Consider the following 24840-nt stretch of genomic DNA (forward strand, 5'->3'; position numbering starts at 1 on the left):
CGGCCGGCGTGCAACCGCCGTGCCATGCCTCCTAGCGCAAATGAGGCTCATGCGGGCCGCGACGAAAAGAGCGCATCGGCGGCCTCGCGCCCGGCCCGCTTGCGGTCGAGGTGGGCCTGCACGCGAGCGATCTCGGACTGGAGGACCTCGATACGCTCCTCCAGCTCCACGAAGCCGTACAGATCCAGGTCCTCCCGGACCGCCTCTGCGAGGCGCTGGCCCCGCCCCACCCGAACTTCAGCCGGTTCGTCCATCGTCGCGAGCTCCCTATGCCGGCCCCCGCATGGGCGCTATCCAACCGTGCAACAGGCGTATGCGCAAGCTCGCGGGAGACACACCCATGTCACAATCGACCGGCCAGACCATGACCGCCATCGCCATCGAGGGCGGCCGCGGCCCGGCGGAAGCGCTGAAACCCGTCACGATTCCAAGGCCCGAAGCCGGTCCGGGCCAGATCCTGATCCGGGTGCGGGCGGCCGGGGTGAACCGGCCCGACATCGTCCAGCGCCTGGGCGCCTACCCCCGCCGCCCGGCGCGCCGGAGACGCTGGGCCTCGAGGTCGCCGGCGAGGTGGTCGAGGGCGCGGGGCGCTGGAAGGCCGGCGACCGGGTCACCGCCCTGCTCGGCGGCGGCGGCTATGCGGAATACGCCGTGGTCGACGCCCGCCACGCCCTGCCGATCCCGGGCGACCTGGACTTCGTGCAGGCCGCCAGCCTGCCGGAGACGGTCTTCACGGTGTTCGCCAACGTCTTCGAGCACGGCGCGCTCAAGCCGCGGGAGACCCTCATGGTGCACGGCGCCACCTCCGGCATCGGCGTCACCGCCATCCAGATGGGCAAGGCGGCGGGCGCCAAGGTGATCGCCACCGCCCGTGGCGCGGAGAAGGCCAAGACCGCCCTGGAACTGGGCGCCGACGTCGCCGTGGACGCCACCGCCGAGGACTTCGCCCAGATCGCCAAGCTCGAGGGCGGCGCCGACGTGATCCTCGACATGGTCGGCGGCGACTATTTCGCCAAGGACCTGGACGCGCTCCGCACCGGCGGCCGCATCGTATTCATCGCCGCCCAGGGCGGCGGCGAGGTCGCCCTGCCGATCTTCCGCCTGATGCAGAAGCGCGCCGTGGTCACCGGCTCGACGCTCCGCCCCCCGCGACGCCGACGAGAAGGCGCGGCTCGCCGCCGAGATTGAGAAAGGGGTCTGGCCGTGGGTCGCCGAGGGGCGGATCCGGCCCTCTGTCGACCGCACCTTCCCCCTGGCCGAGGCTGCCGCCGCGCACGCCTATCTCGAAACGGGCGGCCATGTGGGCAAGATCGTTCTCACCGTGCCCTAGGGGCCGCCGGCATACCGTTTCGATGAATCGGCGGCGCTACGGATCCCCCTCGGACTCCCCGTTCGAACACGGGGTACGAAAAATTGGCCGCAATGTGTTGACGTTACGGCGCTTAAACCCCACGGTCGGCCCTGAGCGCAGGCAATAGCGCTGTTCCACAGTTTGTCTCCGGGGGAGGAAACCATGCGACTGAAACGCCAGCTTCTGGCGGCGAGCGCGCTTGTCGGCGCGTCGCTCATGGCCACCAGCGCCTTTGCGCAAAGCACCACTATCGAGGAACTGGTCGTCACGGCCGAAAAGCGCGAGCAGTCGCTGCAGGACGTGCCGGTCGCGGTCTCGGCCTTCACCGACGAGCGCCGCGAGACGATCGGCATCAACTCGGTGCAGGACCTGACCAACTTCACGCCGGGCCTGACCTATTCCACGAACAACGACCGCATCAACATGCGGGGCATCGGCCGCTTCACCAACAACCGCTCCTCCGAGGGCGGCGTGGCGATGTACAACGACGGCGTCTACACCTCCTCGGTGACGGCGTTCGCCCGGTCCACCCTGTTCATCGACCGGACCGAGGTGCTGCGCGGCCCGCAGGGCACGCTTTACGGCCGCAACTCGATCGGCGGCGCGATGAACATCATCTCCAAGCGCCCGACCGACGACTTCTATGCCGAGGCCCGGGCCGGCCTCGCCAACTACGACGCCTGGATGACCGAAGCGGCCGTCTCCGGCCCGCTGTTCGGCAACATCCGCGGCCGGCTCGCGGGATCCTACAGCTCGCAGGGCGAGGGCTACTTCAAGAACCTCAATCCCAACGGCAAGGACGAGGGGCGCCATCGGCGACCAGTTCCAGATCGAAGGCCAGCTCGACGGCAGCCTCGGCGACGGCAAGCTCGAGTGGTGGCTGAAGGTTGACACCGCCGAGTGGCACAATCTGGGCCGCGGCCCGGGCGGGCGGACCACCGCCCTCTACGGCATCCGGGACGTGACCTCGCCGCTGCAGGCGGCGCTGACCCCGAACTCGGCCACCCTGGGCCTGCCGCTCGGCACCGCCGCGATGCAGTGCCAGATGTGCTTCGACACCGACGACGGCAACTACATCAACCTGGAGAACAACGGCTACAACTTCCAGGCCACGCTGCACCTCGACAACATCGATGTGAAGTACCTCGGCGGCTACACCTACTACGACTACCGGCTGCAGACCGACCTGGACGGCACGTCGCGCCAGGCGGCGTTCAACCTGCCGCTCTCGGCGACCTCCACGCCGCTCTATTATCCGCGGCGGAACAACCAGTACCAGGAAGAGGTCTGGTGGTTCTCGAACGAGCTCAACTTCGCCTCGACCTATGACGGACCGGTGCAGTGGCTGATCGGCCTCTACCAGTTCCGCGAAGGCTCGAACTACACGCTCTCCGACGCGCGCCATCCGGACGACCCGCGGTTCGAGAACCCGACGCTGTTCTCGCTGAACCCGGCGACCCAGCTGATCGCGGCCGCGCCGAACCCCGAGCGCCGCTACGCCTACGGCTCCTCCTCGAACGTCAGCGAATCCTACGCGGCCTTCGGTCAGGTGGACTGGCAGTTCACCGATGAGCTGAAGGCCACCGCCGGCCTGCGCTACACCCACGACGAGAAGAAGTCGTTCGAGAGCGCGCGGCTGTTCTGCCTCTACACGGCCACCTGCCCGATCAGCCGGGTCACCGGCCGGCCGGTGGACGTGACCGCCGTGGCGTCGCCGGGTACCAGCACCGATCCGTCGATCTACCTGCCCGCCTACACGGACCCCACCACGGGCCTCCGCCACCGCGGGCTGAAGAACAGCTGGAGCGGCGTGACCGGCACGCTGGGCCTCGACTGGCAGCCCGACCCGGACACGCTGGCCTATGCTAAGTACACGCGCGGCTACAAGGCCGGCGGCTTCAACTCGGGGACGACCACGCTCACGCCGAACGTCACCACCAAGGAAGAGACCATCGACGCCTACGAGGTCGGCGTGAAGAAGACCTTCGGCGGCCGCCTGCAGGCCAACGCCTCGGCCTTCTTCTACGACTACCAGGACATCCAGATCCCGATCACCGGCCGCGATCCGGTGACCGACCTGAACGTCACCCGCTTCTTCAACATGCCGAAGGCGGAGGTCCTGGGCTTCGAGCTGGAGACCATCTGGCAGCCGATCGACAACCTCCAGCTGCTGGCGAACTACTCCTACCTGAGCGCCGAGCTGAAGGAGGCCTGCTGCTTCCAGGATCCGGAAGATCCGCGCGGCATCCAGGACGGCGTCGTGCTGGCCGGCAACACGCCGGCGGCGATCGCCAACCCGGCCACGGCGCTGAACCAGGACCTGAAGGGCGCCAAGCTGCCGTCCTCCACACCCCACCGGTTCACGGTGAACGCCAACTATACCTGGGTGTTCGACGCCGGCTCGCTGGTCGGCTCGGTGACCCACGTCTGGAAGGACGAGACCTACTATTCGATCTTCAACCGCTACTACAATCAGGCGAAGGCCTGGAACCAGACCGACGCCCGCCTGCTGTGGAACGACGCCGACGACCGGTTCACGGTCATCGGCTACGTGAAGAACATCTTCGAGCAGGAAGGCGTCTCCGGCGCCGACGGCAGCCGGATCAACACCGGCCCGAATACCGGCTACGTGAACCGCACCATCTCCTACGTGCCGCCGCGCACCTACGGGGTCGAGGTGCAGTACCGCTTCTAGACCGTCCAGAACCGGTCCTCTCTCTCGGGGCGCGTCCGCAAGGACGCGCCCTTCTTCTTTGTGTCCGGCTTCTTTGTGCCGGCTTCTTTGTGTCTGGCCTGAAAACCGATTCAGTTTGACGCCCGCGGGGCCCCACCGCACCGTATCTTCCATTATTTCCGAGCGGCCGACAGAAGCCGCCGACCAGGACATTTGCCGCGCCATCCGCGGCGGGAGGAGACCGATGACCGCAACCGCGAGCGCCGCGGAAGGGCGGCGGCTGGGGCTTGGCGTCAAGCTGCTCTACGCCGTGGGGGCGACGGCGACGAACCTCAAGCTGCGCGCGCTCTCAACCTTCCTGGTGATCTTCTACAACCAGGTGATCGGCCTGCCGCCGAAGACGGTCGGCGCCATCCTGATGATCGCCCTGGTGGTCGATGCGGTGCTCGACCCGATCGTCGGCCAGATCTCCGACAACTTCCGCTCTCGCTGGGGACGCCGCCACCCGTTCATGCTGGCGTCCGCCCTGCCCTATGCCATCGCCTTCTTCGCGCTGTGGAACCCGCCCACCGGCTGGAGCGACAGCGCGCTGGCGGTCTATCTGGCGGTCTGCGTCATCGCGGTCCGGGTGTTCGACACCTTCTTCGAGCTGCCGCACCAGGCGCTGGCGCCGGAAATGGCGCGCGGCTACGACGAGCGGACCAACCTGCTCTCCATGCGGCACTTCTTCATGGTGGCCGGCGGCCTCGGCATGACGGTGCTGGCCTACCAGGTCTTCCTGAAGGAGCAGCCGGACGGATCGGGCGGCGTGCTCGCCCGCGACGGCTACTTCGCCTATTCGCTGACCGGCGCCCTGATCATCCTGGGCGCGATCCTGATCTCGACGCTGGGCACCCTGAAGGCCGTGCCCTACCTCCACCAGGTCCCGCAGCGCCGGGTGACGGTGTGGACCATGGTCAAGGAGATGGCCGCCACCCTGAACAACCGGGCCTTCCTGGTCTCGACGCTGGCCGCCCTGCTGATCGCCGTGGCCGTGGGGGGCCCGCAACGGGCTCGAGATCTACTTCGGCCTCTATTTCTGGCAGCTCACCCAGGCCCAGCTCGCCATGCTGGCCACCACCAGCGTGATCGGCGGATTCGCCGGCGTCGCGCTCGCCCCCATCGTCGGCCGCACCATGGGCAAGAAGTGGGGCGTGATCGCCGTCTTCGGCTCCGCCGTGCTCGTCCATGTGACGCCGGTGTCCCTGCGCCTGCTCGGCCTCGCGCCCGAGAACGGCACGCCGGAGCTGCTGGCCCTGCTCTATGGCGAGGAGATCATCAACGCGACCCTGGCCGCCGCCACCGGCGTCCTGCTGTTCGCCATCCTGGCTGACGTCGTGGAGGACGCCGAGGTGAAGACCGGCCGGCGGTCCGAGGGCCTGCTGATGTCGGCGCAGAACCTGTTCCGCAAGGCGATCTCGGGCCTGGGCATCTTCATCGCCACGGGCGTGCTGACCTTCATCGACTTCCCGGAGAAGGCCGAGCGGACGAGCGTCGCGCCCGAGGTGCTCCGCAGCCTCGGCCTCGCCTACATCCCGACCATCCTGGCGCTGTACGGCACGGCGATCCTCTGCCTGCTGGCCTACAACATCGGCCGCAAGCGCCATGAGGAGAACCTGGCCAAGCTCGACGCGCTGCGGCGGGCCGAGGCGCTGCCGGTGGACGACGCCGCCCCGCCGGCCGCCGAGCCGGGCGCGCCGCTGCCGCTGAAGCCCTGAGGCGGCGGCTGACGCCTACTTGCCGAAAATGCCCATGAGCAGCGGACGGGCGAAGACCGCCGGCGCGGCCTTCTGGCCGACGCCCGGCACCCAGTAGCCCAGCTCGGCGCCGGCATTCAGGGTGGCGTTCAGCATCTGGGCGGCGATGAACGGGTCCACCGGCCGGATCGAGCCTTCGGCGATGCCGTCCGAGATCATCGAGGCGAAGCGGTCGGACACCCGATCCGAGTGCTGCACCATCTGCCGCCGGATCGGCTCCGGCAGGGCGGTGAGCGCCGCGATGCGCAGCAGGGGCCCGTGCTCGGAGAGCTGGTACTCGGCGAGCGCGGCGGCCGCGCTGGAGAGCCTCGTCCACTGGTCGCCGGGCAGGGCCATGGCCAGCCGCTGGACCCGGGTCATCACCTCGAACGTCCGCTCGAAGCAGGCGACCACCAGGTCGTCCTTGGCCTCGTTGTGGTGGTAGAAGCTGCCCTTGGTGACGTTCAGCTCGGCCGAGATCTTGTCGACCGAGGGCGCCCTTGTAGCCCCGCGAATTGATCAGCCGGGTGGCGGCGAGCAGGAAGGTCTCGCGGCTCATTTCCTGGCGGCTGCGCGGCGCGAGCTCGGAGACAGGGATCGCCGCCGGCGCCCAGCCTGAATTCTCCCCGGCCAGGCCGTGGACCAGGATGTCGTACATCCGGTCGCGCACGCGGCCATAGTCTTCCGGGTCGTACTTGCCGATCCAGCCCGGCGCCCAGAGGAGCTGCTCCAGCAGCATGTGGGCCCGCGCCGAGCGGCGGCCGCGCGACAGCCACTCGAGGTCCGGGGTCTCGAAGATCTCGCGCAGCTTGCGCCACATCCGGCCGTAGGCCCGGCGGACCTCGGTGCGGCGGGGCTCGTTCAGCGCCCGGACGTCCGACAGCACCGGCAGCGGCGGCGCCTGGCCCATCGCGGTCATGTGCAGGCGTTCCAGGTGCAGGGTCAGCAGCTTCTTCAGCCGGCCCTCGCGGGTCGGCTCGGAGAGCGCCTGCTCCATCATCCACTGCAGGCTCTCGATGCCGCGCATCAGGCAGGCGGCGGCGAGGTCGTCCTTGCGCTTGAAGTAGTAGGTGACGCTGGTGGTCGAGAGGTCGACGGCGGCGGCGGCGACGCCCAGCGTCAGTCCCTTCACGCCCTTGCGGTTCAGGATCTCCGTGGCGGCGTCGAGGATCGCCTCGCGCTTGCGCTCGAAACGGTCGGTCGCGCGGACCGCGTTGCGCTGAACCATTCGCCCTCCTCGGCAACGTGACAGTTTGCGCACGTGAAACACGCCGGCGCCAGAGGGAACACCTAGGCGGCGGACCCGAGGTCAGGTCGAGGCGAAGGGATAGGGCGTGATGGACTTCGTAAAGTCGTCGACGGTGAGCGTGCGGCTGATCGGTTCGGCCGCCCTTTGCGGACAGGCGGGGCGTTCGCAGATCCGGCAGGCCGGGCCTATGCCGGTGGCGACGGGATCGCGCAGGTCGAGGCCGCGGGAATAGACCAGGCGCTCGGCGTACTTCAGCTCGCAGCCCATGCCGATGGCGAGGTCGCTCTCGTCGGAGGCGAAGGGCCGGGCGACCCGGGCGACGGTGCGGGCGATGGTGAAGTAGCGCTGGCCGTCCGGCGTCTCGATGATCTGCGGGATGATCCGCCCGGGCGTGCGGAAGCTCGAGTGGATGTTCCAGCGCGGACAGGCGCCGCCGAACCGCGAGAACGGGAAGGCCGAGCCCGCGAAGCGTTTGGAGATGTTCCCGGCGCTGTCCACGCGGACCATGAAGAAGGGCACGCCCCGCTGGCCGGGGCGGGCCAGGGTGGTCAGCCGGTGGCAGGCCTGCTCGAAGGAGACGCCGAAGCGGGCGCGGACCAGCTCGATGTCGTAGGCCGTCCGCTCCGCCGCCTCGTAGAAGGCGCCGTAGGGCATGAGGATGGCGGCGGCCAGGTAGTTGGTCAGGCTGACCTTCAAGAGGTTGCGGGTCGGCCGGTCGGGCGGGCCGGCGCGGTCGGCCAGCGCCTCCAGGAGGTCGCGGTGCTCCAGGAGCGCGAGCTGGTAGGCGAGGCTGAAGCTGCGGCCGGCGCCGGTGAGGACCTCGGACAGGAACAGCCGCTTCCGGTGATGGTCGAAGCGCCGGACGCTCTCGGGCAGCACCTCTACCGGCACCACGCGGACCTGGATGCCGAACTTCTGCGCCAGCCGGGCCCGCGCCGCGCCCGGGAAATCCTCGGCGTCGGCGGCCAGCTCGCCGGCCAGCGACGCGGCGGCGTCCTCCAGGTCGGCGAAGTGGTTCTTCTGGGCCTGGATGTAGTCGCGCACCCAGTCGGACGGCGTCACCACCGGCTGGACCAGCGTCCCGTCCTCGGGTCGGCCGACGCCGCCCAGGTCGGCCATCCGCCGCTGGTCGAGATAGGCGCGGTAGAGCCGGACGATCGCCTCGGAGACGCCCGGCGCGCTGTCGGCCACCTCGGCGATCTCGTGGCGGGCGACCGCCAGGTCGCGGAACATCTGGTCCGAGAAAACCTCGGAGAGACCCGTGGCGCTGGCCGACTCCGGGTCGGAGGCGAGCGTCTTGAGGTCAAGGTCGTAGGCTTCCGCCAGGCGCAGCAGCACCTGGGCGGTGACCGGCCGCTGGTTGCGCTCGATGAGGTTCAGGTAGCTCGGCGAGACCCCGAGGTCCTCGGCCATGCGCGTCTGGGTGACGCCCAGCTCCCGGCGCAGCCGCTTGACCCGGGCGCCGAGGAATAGCTTGCGGTCGGTGGGCGAGAGCGCCATGCCTGTGTGATTGTCACAGATTTACATTATTGACAACGATTGACTGTGACACCCACGCCTTTTGCCTTGGCCGTGGCTCTTCCACCCCTTTGAATTCAAGCGTTAGAGGGGTCCCAACGCTTGTCACAGCGCATCTGTCGGAACGGAAGAGACCCATGGCGTACCAGGACCACATCATCGAGATGAGCCAGCTCATCCAGTCGAAGAACGGCACGTGGGATGGCATCGACGCCGAGGGCGTGGCCCGGATGCGGCTGCAGAACCGGTTCAAGACCGGCCTGGAGATCGCCCGCTACACCGCCGGCATCATGCGCGAGGACATGGCGGCCTATGACGCCGACCCGTCGCAATACACCCAGTCGCTGGGCTGCTGGCACGGCTTCGTCGCCCAACAGAAGATGATCGCGGTGAAGCGCCACTTCGGCACCACCAAGCGCCGCTACATCTACCTCTCCGGCTGGATGATCGCGGCCCTGCGCTCCGAGTTCGGCCCGCTGCCCGACCAATCGATGCACGAGAAGACCTCGGTGCCGGCGCTGATCGAGGAGATCTACACCTTCCTGAAGCAGGCCGATGCCCGCGAGCTGGGCGGCCTGTTCCGCGAGCTGGACGCCGCCCGCGAGGCCGGCGACGAGGCCAAGGCGCAGCAGATCCAGGACCGGATCGACAACTTCGAGACCCACGTGGTCCCGATCATCGCCGACATCGACGCGGGCTTCGGCAACGCCGAGGCCACCTACCTGCTGGCCAAGAAGATGATCGAGGCCGGCGCCTGCGCCATCCAGATCGAGAACCAGGTCTCCGACGAGAAGCAATGCGGCCACCAGGACGGCAAGGTCACCGTCCCGCACGAGGACTTCAACGCCAAGCTGCGGGCCGTCCGCTACGCCTTCCTGGAGCTCGGCGTCGACAACGGCATCATCGTCGCGCGCACCGACTCGCTCGGCGCGGGCCTCACCAAGCAGATCGCCTTCTCCAAGGAGCCGGGCGACCTGGGCGACCAGTACAACAGCTTCCTCGACTGCGAAGAGATCACCCCGGCCGACGTCACCAACGGCGATGTGGTGATCACGCGGAACGGCAAGCTGATGCGCCCGAAGCGCCTGCCCTCGAACCTCTTCCAGTTCCGCGCCGGCACCGGCGAGGACCGCTGCGTCCTCGACTGCATCACCTCGCTGCAGAACGGCGCCGACCTGCTGTGGATCGAGACCGAGAAGCCGCACGTCGAGCAGATCGCCGGCATGGTCGACCGCATCCGCGAGGTCGTGCCGAACGCCAAGCTCGCCTACAACAACAGCCCGTCCTTCAACTGGACGCTGAAGTTCCGCGAGCAGGTCTTCGAGGCCTGGCAGAAGGAAGGCAAGGACGTCTCGGCCTACGACAAGGCCAAGCTGATGAGCGCCGACTACGACCAGTCGCCGCTGGGCGTCGAGGCGGACCAGAAGATCAAGAGCTTCCAGGCGGACGGCGCTCGGCGCGCGGGCATCTTCCACCACCTGATCACCCTGCCGACCTACCACACCGCGGCGCTGTCCACCGACAACCTGGCCAAGGAGTACTTCGGCGAGCAGGGCATGCTGGGCTACGTGCTGGGCGTCCAGCGGCAGGAGATCCGCAAGGGCCTGCCGGCGGTGAAGCACCAGAACATGTCGGGCTCGGACATCGGCGACGACCACAAGGAATACTTCGCGGGCGAAGCCGCCCTGAAGGCCGGCGGCGTCCACAACACCATGAACCAGTTCGCCAACGTCTGACGCTGGGAGGAATTGCCATGACCATGGAACGGTTCTGGGTCGTCGGCGGCGAGTACAGCTGCCTCGCCTTCAAGTCGCTCAAGAACGGGGCCCCGCAGGTGCTGGGTCCCTACGAGAGCCGCGACGAGGCCAAGGCCGCCTGGAAGCGGGTGTCGGACGAGAACCGCGCCTGCGCCACGGCCCGCTACGCCATCGCGTCCGAGCAGCTCACCCTGCCGAACTGATCCCGGCCCTCAGGCCGACAGCAGAACCTGTAGAGCCCCCCGCCGCGTTTTCTCCGTGACCCTTGGCGGGGGGTTGTTTTTCGTAGCCGGAGCCTTTTCCGCCGAAGTGGACGCCGGTTCGGCGAAGAAAAGGCTCTAGGTTCCAAGTATCTTGAGTGAGATCCCAACGGATCTCACTCGGGGCGCACCGCATAGCGCCCTCCCGGCTCTGGAGTTTTCCCATGTCCCTCGATGTCGCCGCCCGCCCCGCCGTCCAGCTGAAGGGTCCCGTGGAAGGTCGCGCCGCCGAGGTGCTGACCGACGAGGCCCTGGCCTTCCTGGCCGAGCTGCACCGCCGCTTCAACGACCGCCGCCTCGAGCTGCTGGCCCTGCGCGAAGAGCGCCAGACCCGCTTCGACGCCGGCGAGAAGCCCGACTTCCTGGCCGAGACCAAGGCCGTCCGCGAAGGCGACTGGAAGGTCGCGCCGATCCCCGCCGATCTGCTGGACCGCCGGGTGGAGATCACCGGCCCGGTCGACCGCAAGATGATCATCAACGCGCTCAACTCCGGCGCCCGGGTGTTCATGGCCGACTTCGAGGACGCCTCCTCGCCCACCTGGGTCAACATGCTGGAGGGCCAGGTCAACCTGAAGGACCGCTGGGCCGGCCAGCTCGGCTTCACCGACGCGACCTCCGGCAAGAGCTATGCGCTGAAGGACAAGGTCGCGACCCTGATCGTCCGCCCGCGCGGCTGGCACCTGCCCGAGGCCCACGCCACGGTCGACGGCGAGGAGATGTCGGGCTCGCTGTTCGACTTCGGCCTCTACTTCTTCCACAACGCCAAGGCCCAGATCGCCGCCGGGTCGGGCCCCTACTTCTATCTGCCGAAGATGGAGAGCCACCTCGAGGCGCGGCTGTGGAACGAGGTCTTCGTCTATGCGCAGCAGGCGCTGGGCGTGCCGAACGGGACCATCAAGGTCACCGTGCTGATCGAGACCCTGCCGGCCGCGTTCGAGATGGACGAGATCCTCTACGAGCTGCGCGACCACATGGCCGGCCTGAACTGCGGCCGCTGGGACTACATCTTCTCGTTCATCAAGCGCCTGAAGGCCCAGCCCGACGCACTGACGCCCGACCGGGCGGTGATGACCATGGGCCAGGCGTTCCTCAACGCCTACTCGCTGAAGCTCATCCAGACCTGCCACCGCCGCGGCGCCTTCGCCATGGGCGGGATGGCGGCCCAGATTCCGGTGAAGGGCGATCCGGCCGCCAACGAGGCCGCCTTCGCCAAGGTCCGGGCCGACAAGGAGCGGGAGGCCGGCAACGGCCACGACGGCACCTGGGTGGCGCACCCGGACCTGGTCCCCGTCGCCATGGAGGTGTTCGACCGGCTGATGCCGACGCCGAACCAGCTCGGCAAGCTGCGCGAGGACGTCGCGGTCACCCGCGAGGACCTGCTGCGCGTCCACGAGGGCCAGCGCACCGAGCACGGCCTGCGCGAGAACATCCGCGTCGGCGTCCAGTACATCGAAGCCTGGCTCCGGGGTAAGGGGCGCCGTGCCGCTCTACAACCTGATGGAGGACGCCGCGACCGCCGAGATCAGCCGCGCGCAGATCTGGCAGTGGATCCGCCACAAGGCGACGCTGGACGACGGCCGCGAGGTGACGCCGGAGCTATTCCGCCAGGTGCTGGACGAGGAGATGGCGGCGCTGCGCCAGACCCTGCCGGCCGGCGCCTACGACAATGGCCGGTTCGCCGAGGCCATCCGCATCTTCGCCGACATGAGCCTCGCGGACTCCTTCGAGGAGTTCCTGACCCTGCCGGCGTATCGGGTCCTCTAGGACGGGTTTCTCTGAGCCGACCACCGCCCACCGTCTGAGGGGAGGATGGGCGGACCGGTCCAGAGCGGGGTGGAGTGCCGTCGCCGCACTCCACCCCATCTTTCCAGGCCTGGATCCCCGCCTTCGCGGGGAATGAATGTCCGGCCCTAGCGCCGGCTCACTTCCGGATCCAGCCGCCGCCGGCCGGCTTGTAGAATTCGCCCGGCTTGATCCTGGCCTGGACGACCTGGGTAAAGGCCGACGCGCCGGCCGCGGCCGGTGTGGTGCCGGTCCTGGCGGCCGCCTCGCGATAGACCTGGGCGCGGCCGGCGTTGATCTCCTCGACAGCCTGGCGGACCGCCGGGTCGGCGGCGCCGGTGACGAAGCCGAGGAAGCCGTCGGCCTGCTCGCCGACGATGCCGGCGGCCTTGGCCTGGTCGACGATGGCCTTGGCCTCCGCGGTCTGCGCCACGGCGGCCGGGGTAAGGGCCAGCGCCGCCATCACGGCCGCGCCGATCCCGATGAGTTCTCGTCCCTGCATGTGTCCCGTCCTTAGAAGAGGTTCGGGTTCTTCTGGATCAAGGCTTTCACTTCCTCGTCCAGACGCAAGCGGACGTCGGCGTCCAGCTTGGCATAGATGGTGATGGGCTCGACCTGCACCCGAACAGTCGGCGTGCAGGCGGCGAGGCCCAGGCCGCCCAGGACGATCGCCCCGGCGGCGACGGCCAGTGACCGTGGCTTTGAGATCATGTGGTCGTCTCCAACGCTACAGCCTCCTTGTTGGGGTTCAGGGCTGAACCGGGGGTGAACTGCGAAGCCGCTGGTAGTCGGCGTAGTCCTTCAGCAGATCGTCCAGGTTCAGGGTGGTGTCCAGCGTCAGGTTCACCCCGGTGCCGGACGGCAGGGGAAGCTGGCGGTTCAGGAAGTTCCGGCGGATCAGGTCCATGAGGCCCAGCCGGATCTCCTGCTTCTGCGGCGGGTCGTGACGGCCCACGATGTGGAAGAGCACGCCCAGGCGTCCGTCCTCCCGGCTGGCGACGGTCGCCTCCAGGGTGTCGAAGGCCAGGTTCTCCATGGCCTGGTAGGCGAAGTCGGTGAAGGTGTCGGGCGGCGGCGGCGGGACGTCGGGCGCGCCGGCCGGGGTCTCGATGGCGGTGGAGGCCGAGACGCCGGTGATCGCGCTGCGCTGGATCGACAGCCGGCCGGGCTGGATGGCCCTGAGCGAGCCGCCGAGGATCCGCACCCGCTCGGCCTGCATCTCGAAGGGGATGCGGCCGGAGACCTTGGCGTCGAGGTCCACCTTGTCGCCGAACGGCGAGGCCTCGACGATGTCGTGGAGCTGGACACCTTCGAAGTTCAGCACGCCGCGCGTCGCCTGACCGGGCAGCAGGGGGATGTGGACGCTCTCGATTGTCGCCTTGCCGCCGCCGACCGCCGCCTCGCCGCCCGAGATCTCGATGCCGTCCTCGGCCAGGCCGAAGGTCGCCGTGACCCCGGTCAGCGGGAACGGCCCGGCCACCGCCTCCACCCGCAGCTCCTGCCCCGGCAGGGCGACGAGCGGGGCGAGGCTGGCGAAGTCGATCTTGCCCGAGAGGCCCGTCACCCGGCCCGCCGGGCTGGTGAAGTCGAGGCGCGGGATCGTCAGGCTTCCGCCGCTGGTGGCGACCGCGATGGTCCAGCGGAAGCCGCCGGTGAACCGGGCCGTCCCGTCGGCCGCGGCGAGGTTCGCCGCCAGGGGCGACAGCTGGTCGGGCTGCAGCCCGCCGTCGGCGAACGCGAGCTCCCCGGTCTCGATGTCGACCCCGCCCTGGCCGGTGACCATGCTGTGGAACAGGTCGGCGGTCGCCACGCGCTGGCCGGCGGGCGTCGAGATCACGAGGTCGGCGTCCCAGACATCGCGCGCCAGCGCCGCCTTGCCCGTCAGCCGCACGGGGTTGAAGCGGGTCTCCGCAGCCGTGTCGGCGACGGTGGCTCCGGCGATCGTCGCGTCGGCATAGAGCCGGCCGCCGCGCAGGCCCAGCACCGCCCGGCCGGCCACGTCCGACGCCCGGACCTGCAGGAACGGCACCCGGGCGGAGATCGCCTCGCCCCGGCCCGCAAGCCGCCAGTCGCCGCCGTTCAGGGTCAGCAGCGGCTCGCCCGCCGGGCAGAACCGGCCGGCGAGCGCCTCGACGTCGTTCTCCCCGAGTTCGAGCTTCGCCAGCTGGACGTTCGCGCAGCGATCGGCCGAGAACCGCAGGCCGCCCGCCCCCATCCTGAGCGTGCCCGTGGCGTCGAACACTCCGCCTTCCACCGGCCCGATGCCAAGAGCCGCCTGCACGCGCCCATCCGCCCGGGCGCCGTCGTCGGTGAGCTGGAAGCGGCGCACGTCGGCGGTGACCTTCGGCAGGCCGCCGCCGGCCGCGGTCAGCCGCCAGCCGGACCCTTGCGGCGCCAGCCGGACCTCGCCGCCGGCGGCCGGGATCAGGCGCACCGGCGCCGCCAGCGTCGCGTCGAACCCGTCGGCGTTCACGGCCAGCTCCACGGCCGGGGCGGCAAGCTGGAAGCTGCGCGCCGCGCGCTTCACCGCCGCCATGTCGCGCGAGTCCTGCGCGGTCGGCAGGCCGAGGCCCATCCAGCCGCCGCGGGCGTTCAGGCCGCCGCCGGCCCGAAGATCGAGCTTGCCGGCCTGCCAGCCTACGGTCCCGCGCGCCGTGGCCGTCGCCGTGGCCAGGCGAAGCTCGGCGACCGACAGGTTCTCCACGGCGGTGCGCGACTCGAACCGGGCGGCCAGGGCGTCGCCGCCCTTGCGGGTCCAGGTAAGGTCGGGGGCGGTGACGGAGGCGCGGATCACCCCGGAGCGGCCGCCGGCCAGCGTCGCGCCGCCAGCGCGGACGTCGGCGCTTCCCCGCCCGCGCAGGATCAGGTCGCTGATCCAGCCGCGGCTCTCGCCCGTGAAGGCGGCCGAGGCCTGCGCATCCGTCAGGCTCTGGTCGGCGAGCTGCAGACGGCGGCCGTCCAGCTCGGCGCGGATCACCACCCGGCCGTCGTTCCGCTGCGTCTGCAGGTCGGGATAGGGGACATCGGCGGTCAGCCGCAGCCGGCCGGCGTCGATCGCCGCCTCGCCGGCCTTCGCCGAGGTGACGGGGAGGTCCAGCCTCAGCGCCGTGCGCGCCCCGCGGGTGACGAGGTCGACGGCGCCCCGACCCGAGACCACCTCGAAGCCGTCGCCCTGCAGGCGGGCCGGCGCGGACGTCGCCACGAGGTGCAGGAGCTTGTTGTCCTCCACCCGCGCATCGGCGGTCAGGCGGACCGGTCCGTAGTCGGTGGCGAGCGCCACGACGCCGTCGTCGATCTCGATCCGCGGCTTGGCGGCGTCGGGCCTGGGCGGGCGCTGGCGAAACTCCTCGATCAGGGGATCGAGCGAGCCGACGCTCAGCTTGCCGTTATGGAGGCGAGCCCGCAGGACAGGCTTCGTCAGGCGCACCGAGGTCACCTCGAACCGCAGGCCGCGGAGGCTGTAGCCCACCACCGCCCGCTCGGCGGTGAAGTCCGGGTTGGCCGGGTCGCCGATGCGGATCCGGGCGGTGGCGCTCGTCAGGCCGAAGGCCTCGACCTCGGCCTCGGACGGAATGCCCTTGGACTCCAGCCATCCGGTGAGCGACTCCCGCAGGATCACCCGCCGCGAGGCGTACAGGAGCACCAGCAGCACCACGAGCGCCACCCCGACGGCAGCGAGGATCGGACGCAGGCGTCGGACGGGAACGGGAGGTTGCGGGTCGGTCAAGGGCGGCTCGGCTTGACGGTCTCAACGCTTGATAGCGCAAAACCGACCCAAGCCGGGAACCGGCCTAGTTCCCGGGGGTCGCCAGGGCCACGCCGCCGTCGACGGCGATGGTCTCGCCCACCACATAGTCGCCGGCCCGGCTGGCCAGGTAGATGGCCACGCCCTGCATGTCCTCGTCCGCGCCGATCCGGCGCGACGGGATGCGGCGGGCGATCTCGTCGCCGTGGTCGCGGGCCACCCGGTTCATCTCGGACGCGAAGGCGCCGGGCGCGATCGAGCTCATGACGATGTTGTCCTGGATCAGCCGCGCCGCCATGCGGCGGGTCAGGTAGATCAGGCCGGCCTTGGAGGCATGGTAGGAATAGGTCTCCTGCGGATTGAGCCGGAGACCGTCGATGGAGGTGATGTTGATCACCTTCGCCGGCCGCTCGTGCGTACCGCTCTTCTTGAGGGTCTCGTGCAGGGCCTGGGTCAGGAAGAAGGGCGACTTGAGGTTCAGGTTCATCACCTTGTCCCAGCCGCTCTCCGGGAACTCCTCGAACTCCGCGCCCCAGGCGGCGCCGGCGTTGTTCACCAGGATGTCCAGCCGGTCCTCGTGGGTCAGGTAGCGGGCGACGAAGCTCTGGATGCCCTCGACGGTCGACAGGTCCTGCGGCAGCGAGATGCAGCGGTCGCCGAGCTCCTTGGCGGTCTCGTCGCAGGCGAGGGCCTTGCGCGCGGTGATGTAGACCTTCGCGCAGCCGGCCTCGAGGAAGCCCTTGGCGATCATCTTGCCGATGCCGCGCGAGCCGCCGGTGACGAGGGCGATCTTGCCCTCCAGTGAGAACAGGTCCGAAGCCATCATTTCCTCCCACGCTCTCCCTAGGGCGCCGGTTGACTTGGTAGGGCCGGGCGAGGCCTATAACAAGCGTTTGAATTCCGCGGCCGCCGCTGCCAAGAGCGGCCTGTCAGCCATTTCCGAGGGAACGCTTCATGACCGAGATCAATTCGGTGACCACGCTGGTTCAGGAAGGCGACGTCGCCGTCCTGACGCTGAACTCGCCGCCGGTGAACGCCCTCTCCGCCAAGGTCCGCGAGGGCCTGGACCTGGGCTTCAAGCAGGCCATCGAGAGCGACGCCGAGGCCATCGTCCTGATCTGCGACGGCCGCACCTTCATCGCCGGCGCCGACATCACCGAGTTCGGCGGCCAGATGGCCGGCCCGTCCCTGCAGGACGTGCAGGCGACCATGGAGAATTCTCCCAAGCCGGTGATCGCCGCGATCCACGGCACGGCGCTGGGCGGCGGCCTGGAAGTGGCGCTCTGCGCCCACTACCGCGTGGCCGTGCCGTCCGCGAAGGTGGGCCTGCCGGAAGTGAACATCGGCCTGCTGCCGGGCGCCGGCGGCACCCAGCGCCTGCCGCGCATCGTCGGCGTCCAGAAGGCGCTGGAGATGGTCACCTCGGGCCAGCACGTGCCGGCCCAGCAGGCGCTGGCCATGGGCCTGGTCGACGAGGTGGTGGAAGAGGGCAAGCTGCGCGAGGGCGCCATCGCCTTCGCCAACAAGGCGCTGGCCGAGAACAAGCCGCTGGTGAAGGTCCGCGAGAACAACGCCAAGCTCGAGGAAGCCAAGGGCAAGCCCGAGATCTTCGCCGAGTTCCGCAAGGCCAACGCCCGCAAGTTCCGCGGCTTCCAGGCGCCTGAGAACAACATCAAGGCCGTCGAGGCCGCCGTGACCACCGGCTCCTTCGACGAGGGCATCGCCGAAGAGCGCAAGCTGTTCATGGAGCTGATGATGGGCCCGCAGTCGGCGGCCCAGCGCTACTACTTCTTCGCCGAGCGGCAGGCGCAGAAGATCCCCGACGTGCCGGACGACACGCCCACGCGGCCGATCAAGAAGGTCGGCGTGCTGGGCGCCGGCACCATGGGCGGCGGCATCGCGATGAACTTCGCCAACGTCGGCATCCCGGTGACCATCGTCGAGCTGAAGCAGGACGCGCTCGACCGCGGCCTCTCGACGATCCGCAAGAACTACGAGCGCTCGCGCGGCGCCGATCCCGCCCAGACCGAAAAGCGCATGTCGATGCTGACCGGCAGCCTCGACCGCGCCGACCTCGCCGACTGCGACCTGATCATCGAGGCGGTGTTCGAGCGGATGGACATCAAGAAGGAGGTCTTCGCCGCCCTCGACAAGATCGCCAAGCCGGGCGCGATCCTGGCCTCCAACACCAGCTATCTGAACGTCGACGAGATCGCCTCGGTGACGAGCCGGCCGCAGGACGTGATCGGCCTGCACTTCTTCTCGCCGGCCAACGTCATGAAGCTGCTGGAGGTGATCCGTGGCGAGAAGACCGCCAAGGACGTGATCGCCACGTCCATGAAGCTCGCCAAGCAGATCGGCAAGATCGCCGTCCTGGCCGGCGTGTGCCCGGGCTTCATCGGCAACCGCATGCTCTCCCAGCGCCAGCGCGAGGCCCAGAAGCTGGTGATGGAAGGGGCCATGCCCTGGGACATCGACCGCGTGCTCTACGACTTCGGCTTCCCCATGGGTCCGTTCGCCATGAGCGACCTGGCCGGCCTCGACATCGGCTGGGTGAAGGAGAACTCCAAGGGCGAGAGCATCCGCGACGTGCTCTGCGAGATGGACCGCCGCGGCCAGAAGACCGGCGCGGGCTACTACGACTACGACGAGAACCGGACCGCCAAGCCGTCGCCGGTCACCGAGAAGATCATCAACGACTTCATCGCCAAGTCCGGCCGCAATCCGCGGAAGATCTCCGACGAGGAGATCCTGGAGCGCTGCGTCTATCCGATGATCAACGAGGGCGCGAAGATCCTGGAGGAGGGCAAGGCCATCCGTTCCAGCGACATCGACGTGGTCTGGGTCAACGGCTACGGCTGGCCGGTCTACCGCGGCGGCCCCATGTATTACGGCGACCAGATCGGCACGGCCAAGGTGCTCGCCAAGATGAAGGAATTCCAGGGCGCCATGGGCGACGACTTCAAGCCGTCCGCCCTGCTGGAGAAGCTCGCAGCCGACGGCAAGAAGTTCTCGGACTTCAAGCAGGGCTGATCACCAACCCCTCGAACGGCGGGCGGCTGAACGGCCCCCGCCGTTTTTCTCAACCCCCGACCTACCGTTACGTCAAGGATCCCACCTCATGCGTGAAGCCGTCATCGTCGCCGCCAAGCGGACCCCCATCGGCAAGGCCTACCGCGGCGCGTTCAACAACACCTACGGCGCGACGCTCGGCGCCAGATCCATCCGCGCCGCCGTCGCCCAGGCCGGGATCGACCCCGGCGAGATCGACGACATCTGCATGGGCTCGGCCCTGCAGCAGGGCACCACGGGCAACAACATCGCCCGCCAGGCCGCGCTTCGCGCCGGCCTGCCCAACACCGTCTCCGGCCAGACCATCGACCGCCAGTGCTCCTCGGGCCTGATGGGCGTGGCGGCGGCCGCCAAGTACATCACCGGCGACGGCGCCCAGATCGCCATCGGCGCGGGCATCGAGAGCATCAGCCTCGTCCAGAACGGCCACATGAACGGCTACTACCGCACCGATCCGTGGCTGACCGAGCATGTGCCGGAGATCTGGACCTCGATGATCGAGACCGCCGAGATCGTCGCCGAGCGCTACGGCGTCTCCCGCGAGGCCCAGGACGAGTACGCCCTGCAGTCGCAGCAGCGCACCGCCCAGGCCCAGGCCGAAGGCCGCTTCGACAACGAGATCGTGCCGGTCACCACCGTCATGAAGGCGCTGGTCAACAAGGAGACCGGCGAGACCGCGGACAAGGAAGTCACCATCAGCGCCGACGAGGGCAACCGCCCGCAGACGACGCTGGCCGACCTCCAGAAGCTGCAGCCGGTGTTCAAGGGCGGCCGCTACATCCAGGAAGGCAAGTACGTCACCGCCGGCAACGCCTCGCAGCTGTCGGACGGCTCGGCCGCCATCGTGCTGATGGAGCGCAAGGAAGCCGAGAAGCGCGGCATCGAGGCGCTGGGCGCCTACCGCGGCATGGCGGTCGCCGGCTGCGGCCCCGAGGAGATGGGCATCGGCCCGGTCTTCGCGATCCCGAAGCTGCTCGAGCGCAACGGCCTGACCGTCGACGACATCGACATCTGGGAGCTCAACGAGGCCTTCGCCTCGCAGGTGCTCTACTGCCGCGACAAGCTGGGCATCGACCCGGCCAAGTACAACGTCTCGGGCGGCTCGATCTCCATCGGCCACCCCTATGGCATGACCGGCGCCCGCTGCACCGCCCACCTGATGTACGAGGGGCAAGCGCCGCGGCGCGAAGTACGGCGTCGTCACCATGTGCGTCGGCGGCGGCATGGGCGCCGCAGGTCTCTTCGAGATCTTCTAGGCCTGAAGGCAAGCCGGGGCCGCTTCGGCGGCTCCGGCTGTGCCGCCGGTCACAGTGAAGCTTCTGGGATCGGGCGGATCAGTCTACCGTCTAGAGGGCCGCCCCGATGGGCGGCCCTTTTCGCATCGGCGTCACATTGGCGCCGAACTCCTTGGCAAGGTCAGAGCCAGTGCTGGAGTCCCCGCGAATGTCGGAACGGAACGCCCCGAGCAACCCCTACGCCCGGCCGAGCGCGTGGCCCTCCATGCCGCAGCAGCCGTTCCGCCTGGGCCCGCTGCCGAAGGCGGACCCTCCGGCCAGACCGGCCGTGGCCGCCCCCCGCCCCGGGCGCCGTCGAGCCGGGCGACCTCGATCTTCTCGGGCTCCGCCGTGCCCATGGCCTTCCCGGCCGCAGCCGGGCCGGCGGTCCGTGCGCCTGAGCCCGCCCCAGCCCCGGAGCCGGTCGCCGAGGCGCCCGCGCCGCCGCGAGGCGTCGAGCCCGCGCCCGAAGCGGTCGCGATGGCCGCGCCGCCGATCCGGCGCGAGGCCACGAGGCGGCCCTCGCGCCTGCCGCTGATCGTCAGCCTGGGCGCCTGCGCGGTCGGCGCCGCGGTCACCGTCGCGGTCCTGCTGCGCGAACCGCCCCCGCCGCAGGTCCCGGCCGAGGTGCTGGCGGCGACCCGCCCCACGCCGACCTCGCCCCCGCCCGCCCCGCAGGCCGCGCCCGCGGAGAGCGTCGCCGCACCGGCCGAGGCCGCGCCGGCGCTCCGCGGCACGGTCGACCGCGCGCCGGTCCGCGCCGCGGCGGTCTCTCCGCAACGCGCCGCGCCGCCCACGCGGCCGGCCGAGCCGGTCGCGCCGACCCTCGAGGTCCCGCCCATTCCGCCGCCGGCCGCCGCCGCGCCGGCCCCGGTGATCGTCGAGCCGCCGCCGCGCCCGGCCACGCCGCCGCCTTCGGACCCTGACGCGCCGATCACCACCAAGGCGCCCTACGGCGAGTAGCCCCGCCCCGAATCCTCTGCGAAGCTCCGCCGCAGTACGACGGGGGAAGACGCATGGGTCGGCTGGGCAAGCTGGCGGCCGCGCTGGCGGCAGTGCTGGCGCTGGCGGCGTGCCAGAAGGGTGTAGACGGCCGGGCCATCGAGGCGGCCGACGCCGGAAGCTGGCTCACCTATGGCCGGACCTATGACGAGCAGCGCTTCAGCCCGCTGACGCAGGTCAACCGCGAGACGGTCGGCCGGCTGGGGGCGCCTGGTGGGCGGAGTTCGACACCGACCGCGGCCAGGAGGCGACGCCGCTGGTCCACGACGGCGTGCTGTACACCACCACCGCATGGTCGAAGGTCCGCGCCTTCGACGCCGCCACCGGCGAGGCGCTCTGGAGCTACGATCCGCAGGTGCCGGGCGAGGCCGGGTTCAACGCCTGCTGCGACGTGGTCAACCGCGGGGCCGCGCTCTGGCGGGGCAAGCTCTACGTCGGAACCCTGGACGGCCGGCTGGTGGCGCTCGACGCCAGGACCGGCAAGCCCGCCTGGTCGGTGCAGACGACGGACACCTCCAAGCCCTACACGATCACCGGCGCGCCCCGGGTGGTGAAGGGCCTCGTCCTGATCGGCAACGGCGGCGCCGAGTACGGCGTGCGCGGCTACGTCTCGGCCTATGACGCCGAGAGCGGCAAGCTCGCCTGGCGGTTCTACACCACCCCCAATCCGACGGGCGCCAAGGACGGCGCGGCATCCGACAAGGTGTTCGCCGAGAGGGCGGCGGCCACCTGGAGCGACGGGATCTGGAAGCAGAGCGGCGGCGGCGGAACGGTGTGGGACGCGATCACCTACGACCCGAAGACCGGCCTCGTGTTCGTGGGCGTCGGCAACGGCAATCCCTGGAACCACAAGCTCCGCTCGGGCGGCAAGGGCGACAACCTGTTCCTGGCGTCCATCGTGGCGCTTCGGCCGGAGACCGGCGAGTACGTCTGGCACTACCAGACGACCCCCGGCGAGAGCTGGGACTACACCGCGACCCAGCACATCATGGTCGCCGACCTGCCCATCGGCGGGGCGACCCGACGGGTCGTCATGCAGGCCCCGAAGAACGGCTTCTTCTATGTACTCGACGCCGCGACCGGCGCGCTGCTCTCGGCCGAGAAGTTCGTGCCCGTGGACTGGGCCGAGCGGGTCGACCTCGCCACCGGCCGGCCGGTGGAGGCGCCCTTCGCCCGCTACCAGGGCGGCGGCGTCAGCACCCAGACGGTGGGCGCGCTGGGCGCCCACAACTGGCAGCCCATGGCCTTCTCGCCGAAGACCGGCCTCGTCTACATCCCGGCCCAGACCAACCAGGGCGTCTATGCCGATCCCCAGGGCTTCACCTTTGTGCCCGGCGCCTGGAACACCGGCCTGCGGCGCACCGTCGATGGGCCGAACACCAAACCCGCGCCGCCGCCCGGCAAGCCCAACCCGCCGCGCGGGGTCCTGCTGGCCTGGGATCCCGTGGCCCAGAAGGCCCGCTGGTCGATCCCCTTCGAGCGGCCGGGCACCAGCGGGGTGCTGGCCACCGACGGCGGCCTCGTGTTCCACGCCGCGGGGCGGACCTTCGCCGCCTACGACGCCGCCGATGGCAAGCCGCTCTGGCGCTACGACACAGGCGCGAGGACCATCGCGCCGGCCATGACCTATGCGGTGAAGGGCGAGCAGTACGTGGCCCTGATGGTCGGCAACGGCGGGGCTGGCGGCGGGAACGAGCCCAGGCGGCGCGGGCGGCTGCTGGTCTTCCGGCTCGGCGGGACCGTCCAGCCCACGGCCTTCCCGGAGGTGGTGCAGCCGGACGTCCTCGACCTTGCCGCGGCCACGCCGTCCGCCGGCGACGCGGACCGGGGCGGGGTGATCTACGACCAGTTCTGCGGCGCCTGCCACCGGGCCGGACCGTTCCTGCCGAACCTCGCCCGCTCGCCCGCCATCCTCGACCCCCGAGGGCTTCCAGGCGATCGTGCTGGACGGGGCCCTCAAGGCGACAGGCATGGCCGGCTTCCGCCGCTATTTCGACGAGGCGGGCGCCGAGGACCTTAGGGCCTATCTCCTGTGGCGGGCCGGGTTGGAAACCCCGGCGCCTCAGGTGACGGCCGCCGCCCACGCGCAGTAAGCTCCGGGCGCCTCGTCGCCTCCGCGACCCGGGGAGACGCCCATGCCGAGCCAAGCCGGGCTTCGCACGGTCCTCGCCGCCCTTCTGGGCGCGGTGCTGCTGGCCCTGCCCGTCCGGGCCCAGCTTCCACCGGACGGCGCCAACGACGGGCCGTCGGCAGGGGCCCATCGCCACCGCGCCGCCCCAGGCGGACGCGCGAACGGAAGCGGCGCCGGCCGCCGCCGCGCCGGAGGTCGACCCCGCCGCCGAGGCCGCGCTCGACGCCTTCTACGCCGCGCGCAGAGGGGCTCCGGTCTGGTTCGACGGCGCGGACCTCCGTCCCGAGGCCCACCGCCTGCTGGTGCGGCTGGCCGAAGCCGGCGCCGACGGCCTCGATCCTGCGGCCCACGATCCCGACGCGCTGGCGGCCCTCGCGCTCTCCGCCGCTCACGACCCCAGCGTACGCGCCGAGGCCGACCGCGCGCTCTCCCGGGCCCTGGTGCGGTTCGTGCTCGACCTGAGGGGCGCGCGGGGCGCCGCGGCGCCGGAGTTCGTCGACCCTGAGCTCGGCCCGCCCCCGGCCACCGCCGAGAGCATCCTCGAAGCAGCCGGATCCGGCCTCGACCTTCCCGGGCTCACCCGCATGAACCCGGTCTATCTCAACTTCCGCCGGTTGCTGGAGGCGCACCGCCGGAACGGCGGCGATCCGGCCGAGGAAGGCCTGATCCGCGCCAACCTGGAACGCGCCCGGGCGCTCCCGCCCCGGTTCGGCGACCGCTTCATCCTGGTCGACGTGGCCGCGCGCCAGCTCTGGCTCTACCGCGACGAGGAACTGCTGACGGTCATGAGGGTCGCCGTCGGCAAGCCGGCGCAGCCCACGCCGATCATGGCCGGCCTGATCCGCCACGCGATCTTCAACCCCTACTGGAACGTGCCGGGGGACCTGGTGCGGACCTCGGTCGCCGGCAACGTTCTGGCCAAGGGCCTGAGCTACCTCGCGGATGCCGGCATGGTCGTCTTCGACGGCTACGCGGACGACGCGGCCGAACTCGATCCGGCGACGGTCGACTGGGCGGCCGTCCGGCGCGGCGACCTCGACGTGCGGGTCCGGCAGAAGCCGGGCCCGCGGAACATGATGGGCAAGGTCAAGCTGATGCTGCCCAATCCGCTCGGCATCTACCTGCACGACACGCCGAACAAGGCGGTGTTCGACGACGACGCCCGGTATGTCAGCTCGGGCTGCGTGCGGCTGGCCGACGCGCTGGCGCTGGCGGGCCTGCTGTTCGGGCTGCCGGCGGAGGTGGTCGCC

Annotated in this window: 16 protein-coding genes and 6 pseudogenes; 14 read left to right on the forward strand and 8 right to left on the reverse strand. The window is 70.1% G+C overall.

Annotated features, from left to right (window positions below):
- Positions 1 to 47: 47 nt before the first annotated feature.
- Complete coding sequence (locus tag LRS04_RS05560) at positions 48 to 254, reverse strand: DUF1192 domain-containing protein (RefSeq protein ID WP_257815522.1); 207 nt, start codon at positions 252 to 254, stop codon at positions 48 to 50.
- 110 nt (positions 255 to 364) lie between these two features.
- On the opposite strand from LRS04_RS05560, the pseudogene LRS04_RS05565 reads away from it, so the two are divergent.
- From LRS04_RS05565 to LRS04_RS05585, 5 genes and pseudogenes are all read left to right on the forward strand, one after another.
- Positions 365 to 1330 (forward strand): annotated as a pseudogene (locus tag LRS04_RS05565) (NAD(P)H-quinone oxidoreductase).
- A 183-nt stretch (positions 1331 to 1513) separates the two neighbouring features.
- Positions 1514 to 2242 (forward strand): TonB-dependent receptor plug domain-containing protein, encoded by a 729-nt coding sequence (locus tag LRS04_RS05570; RefSeq protein WP_257815523.1) that lies wholly within the window; start codon positions 1514 to 1516, stop codon positions 2240 to 2242.
- A 70-nt stretch (positions 2243 to 2312) separates the two neighbouring features.
- Positions 2313 to 4046 carry a TonB-dependent receptor gene (locus LRS04_RS05575; RefSeq protein WP_257815524.1) on the forward strand — a complete coding sequence of 578 codons (1734 nt, stop codon included), beginning with the start codon at positions 2313 to 2315 and terminating at the stop codon, positions 4044 to 4046.
- A 223-nt stretch (positions 4047 to 4269) separates the two neighbouring features.
- Positions 4270 to 5049: pseudogene (locus LRS04_RS05580) on the forward strand (MFS transporter); the annotation flags it as partial.
- A 34-nt stretch (positions 5050 to 5083) separates the two neighbouring features.
- The gene (locus tag LRS04_RS05585) at positions 5084 to 5782 is read left to right on the forward strand and encodes an MFS transporter (RefSeq protein ID WP_257818970.1); all 699 of its coding nucleotides are present in this window, start codon (positions 5084 to 5086) and stop codon (positions 5780 to 5782) included.
- A gap of 15 nt (positions 5783 to 5797) precedes the next feature.
- Here the strand turns inward: LRS04_RS05585 and LRS04_RS26610 are convergent, their stop codons facing one another.
- The 3 genes and pseudogenes from LRS04_RS26610 to LRS04_RS05595 all read right to left on the reverse strand — a co-directional run bounded on the left by LRS04_RS26610 (position 5798) and on the right by LRS04_RS05595 (position 8549).
- Positions 5798 to 6214: a hypothetical protein gene (locus tag LRS04_RS26610; protein WP_308238078.1), complete on the reverse strand. Its 417-nt coding sequence runs from the start codon at positions 6212 to 6214 to the stop codon at positions 5798 to 5800.
- 676 nt (positions 6215 to 6890) lie between these two features.
- Positions 6891 to 7028, reverse strand: a pseudogene (locus LRS04_RS26615) (TetR/AcrR family transcriptional regulator); the annotation flags it as partial.
- Positions 7029 to 7109: 81 nt separating this feature from the next.
- A complete protein-coding gene (locus tag LRS04_RS05595) occupies positions 7110 to 8549 on the reverse strand; it encodes a short-chain fatty acyl-CoA regulator family protein (RefSeq protein ID WP_257815525.1) in 1440 nt (479 codons plus the stop codon).
- Between the two features lie 155 nt (positions 8550 to 8704).
- On the opposite strand from LRS04_RS05595, the gene LRS04_RS05600 reads away from it, so the two are divergent.
- The 4 genes and pseudogenes from LRS04_RS05600 (at position 8705) to LRS04_RS05615 (ending at position 12348) form a co-directional block, all read left to right on the forward strand.
- Complete coding sequence (locus LRS04_RS05600) at positions 8705 to 10303, forward strand: isocitrate lyase (RefSeq protein ID WP_257815526.1); 1599 nt, start codon at positions 8705 to 8707, stop codon at positions 10301 to 10303.
- 17 nt (positions 10304 to 10320) lie between these two features.
- Positions 10321 to 10527, forward strand: coding sequence for a hypothetical protein (locus LRS04_RS05605; protein WP_257815527.1), 207 nt, complete (start codon positions 10321 to 10323; stop codon positions 10525 to 10527).
- A 221-nt stretch (positions 10528 to 10748) separates the two neighbouring features.
- A pseudogene (gene aceB, locus LRS04_RS05610) lies at positions 10749 to 12023 on the forward strand (malate synthase A); the annotation flags it as partial.
- Between the two features lie 58 nt (positions 12024 to 12081).
- Entirely contained in the window at positions 12082 to 12348 is a 267-nt protein-coding gene (locus tag LRS04_RS05615) for a hypothetical protein (RefSeq protein ID WP_257818971.1), read from the forward strand.
- Between the two features lie 157 nt (positions 12349 to 12505).
- Here the strand turns inward: LRS04_RS05615 and LRS04_RS05620 are convergent, their stop codons facing one another.
- The 4 genes from LRS04_RS05620 to LRS04_RS05635 all read right to left on the reverse strand — a co-directional run bounded on the left by LRS04_RS05620 (position 12506) and on the right by LRS04_RS05635 (position 16934).
- Positions 12506 to 12868 (reverse strand): YdbL family protein, encoded by a 363-nt coding sequence (locus tag LRS04_RS05620; protein ID WP_257815528.1) that lies wholly within the window; start codon positions 12866 to 12868, stop codon positions 12506 to 12508.
- Between the two features lie 11 nt (positions 12869 to 12879).
- Positions 12880 to 13077 (reverse strand): YnbE family lipoprotein, encoded by a 198-nt coding sequence (locus LRS04_RS05625; RefSeq protein WP_257815529.1) that lies wholly within the window; start codon positions 13075 to 13077, stop codon positions 12880 to 12882.
- 37 nt (positions 13078 to 13114) lie between these two features.
- The gene (locus tag LRS04_RS05630; RefSeq protein ID WP_257815530.1) at positions 13115 to 16093 is read right to left on the reverse strand and encodes a YdbH domain-containing protein; all 2979 of its coding nucleotides are present in this window, start codon (positions 16091 to 16093) and stop codon (positions 13115 to 13117) included.
- A gap of 64 nt (positions 16094 to 16157) precedes the next feature.
- Positions 16158 to 16934 (reverse strand): SDR family oxidoreductase, encoded by a 777-nt coding sequence (locus LRS04_RS05635; protein WP_257815531.1) that lies wholly within the window; start codon positions 16932 to 16934, stop codon positions 16158 to 16160.
- Between the two features lie 131 nt (positions 16935 to 17065).
- Here LRS04_RS05635 and LRS04_RS05640 point away from each other — a divergent pair, with 131 nt between their 5' ends.
- From LRS04_RS05640 to LRS04_RS27630, 5 genes and pseudogenes are all read left to right on the forward strand, one after another.
- Positions 17066 to 19144, forward strand: coding sequence for a 3-hydroxyacyl-CoA dehydrogenase NAD-binding domain-containing protein (locus LRS04_RS05640; RefSeq protein ID WP_257815532.1), 2079 nt, complete (start codon positions 17066 to 17068; stop codon positions 19142 to 19144).
- An 88-nt stretch (positions 19145 to 19232) separates the two neighbouring features.
- A pseudogene (locus LRS04_RS05645) lies at positions 19233 to 20439 on the forward strand (acetyl-CoA C-acyltransferase).
- 234 nt (positions 20440 to 20673) lie between these two features.
- Complete coding sequence (locus LRS04_RS05650) at positions 20674 to 21420, forward strand: hypothetical protein (RefSeq protein WP_257815533.1); 747 nt, start codon at positions 20674 to 20676, stop codon at positions 21418 to 21420.
- A gap of 295 nt (positions 21421 to 21715) precedes the next feature.
- Positions 21716 to 23479, forward strand: coding sequence for a PQQ-dependent dehydrogenase, methanol/ethanol family (locus LRS04_RS05655; protein WP_257818972.1), 1764 nt, complete (start codon positions 21716 to 21718; stop codon positions 23477 to 23479).
- Positions 23480 to 23718: 239 nt separating this feature from the next.
- A pseudogene (locus LRS04_RS27630) lies at positions 23719 to 24795 on the forward strand (L,D-transpeptidase family protein); the annotation flags it as partial.
- Positions 24796 to 24840 lie beyond the last annotated feature (45 nt).

The organism is Phenylobacterium sp. J367, from assembly GCF_024699985.1.
Classification (GTDB): Bacteria; Pseudomonadota; Alphaproteobacteria; order Caulobacterales; family Caulobacteraceae; genus Phenylobacterium.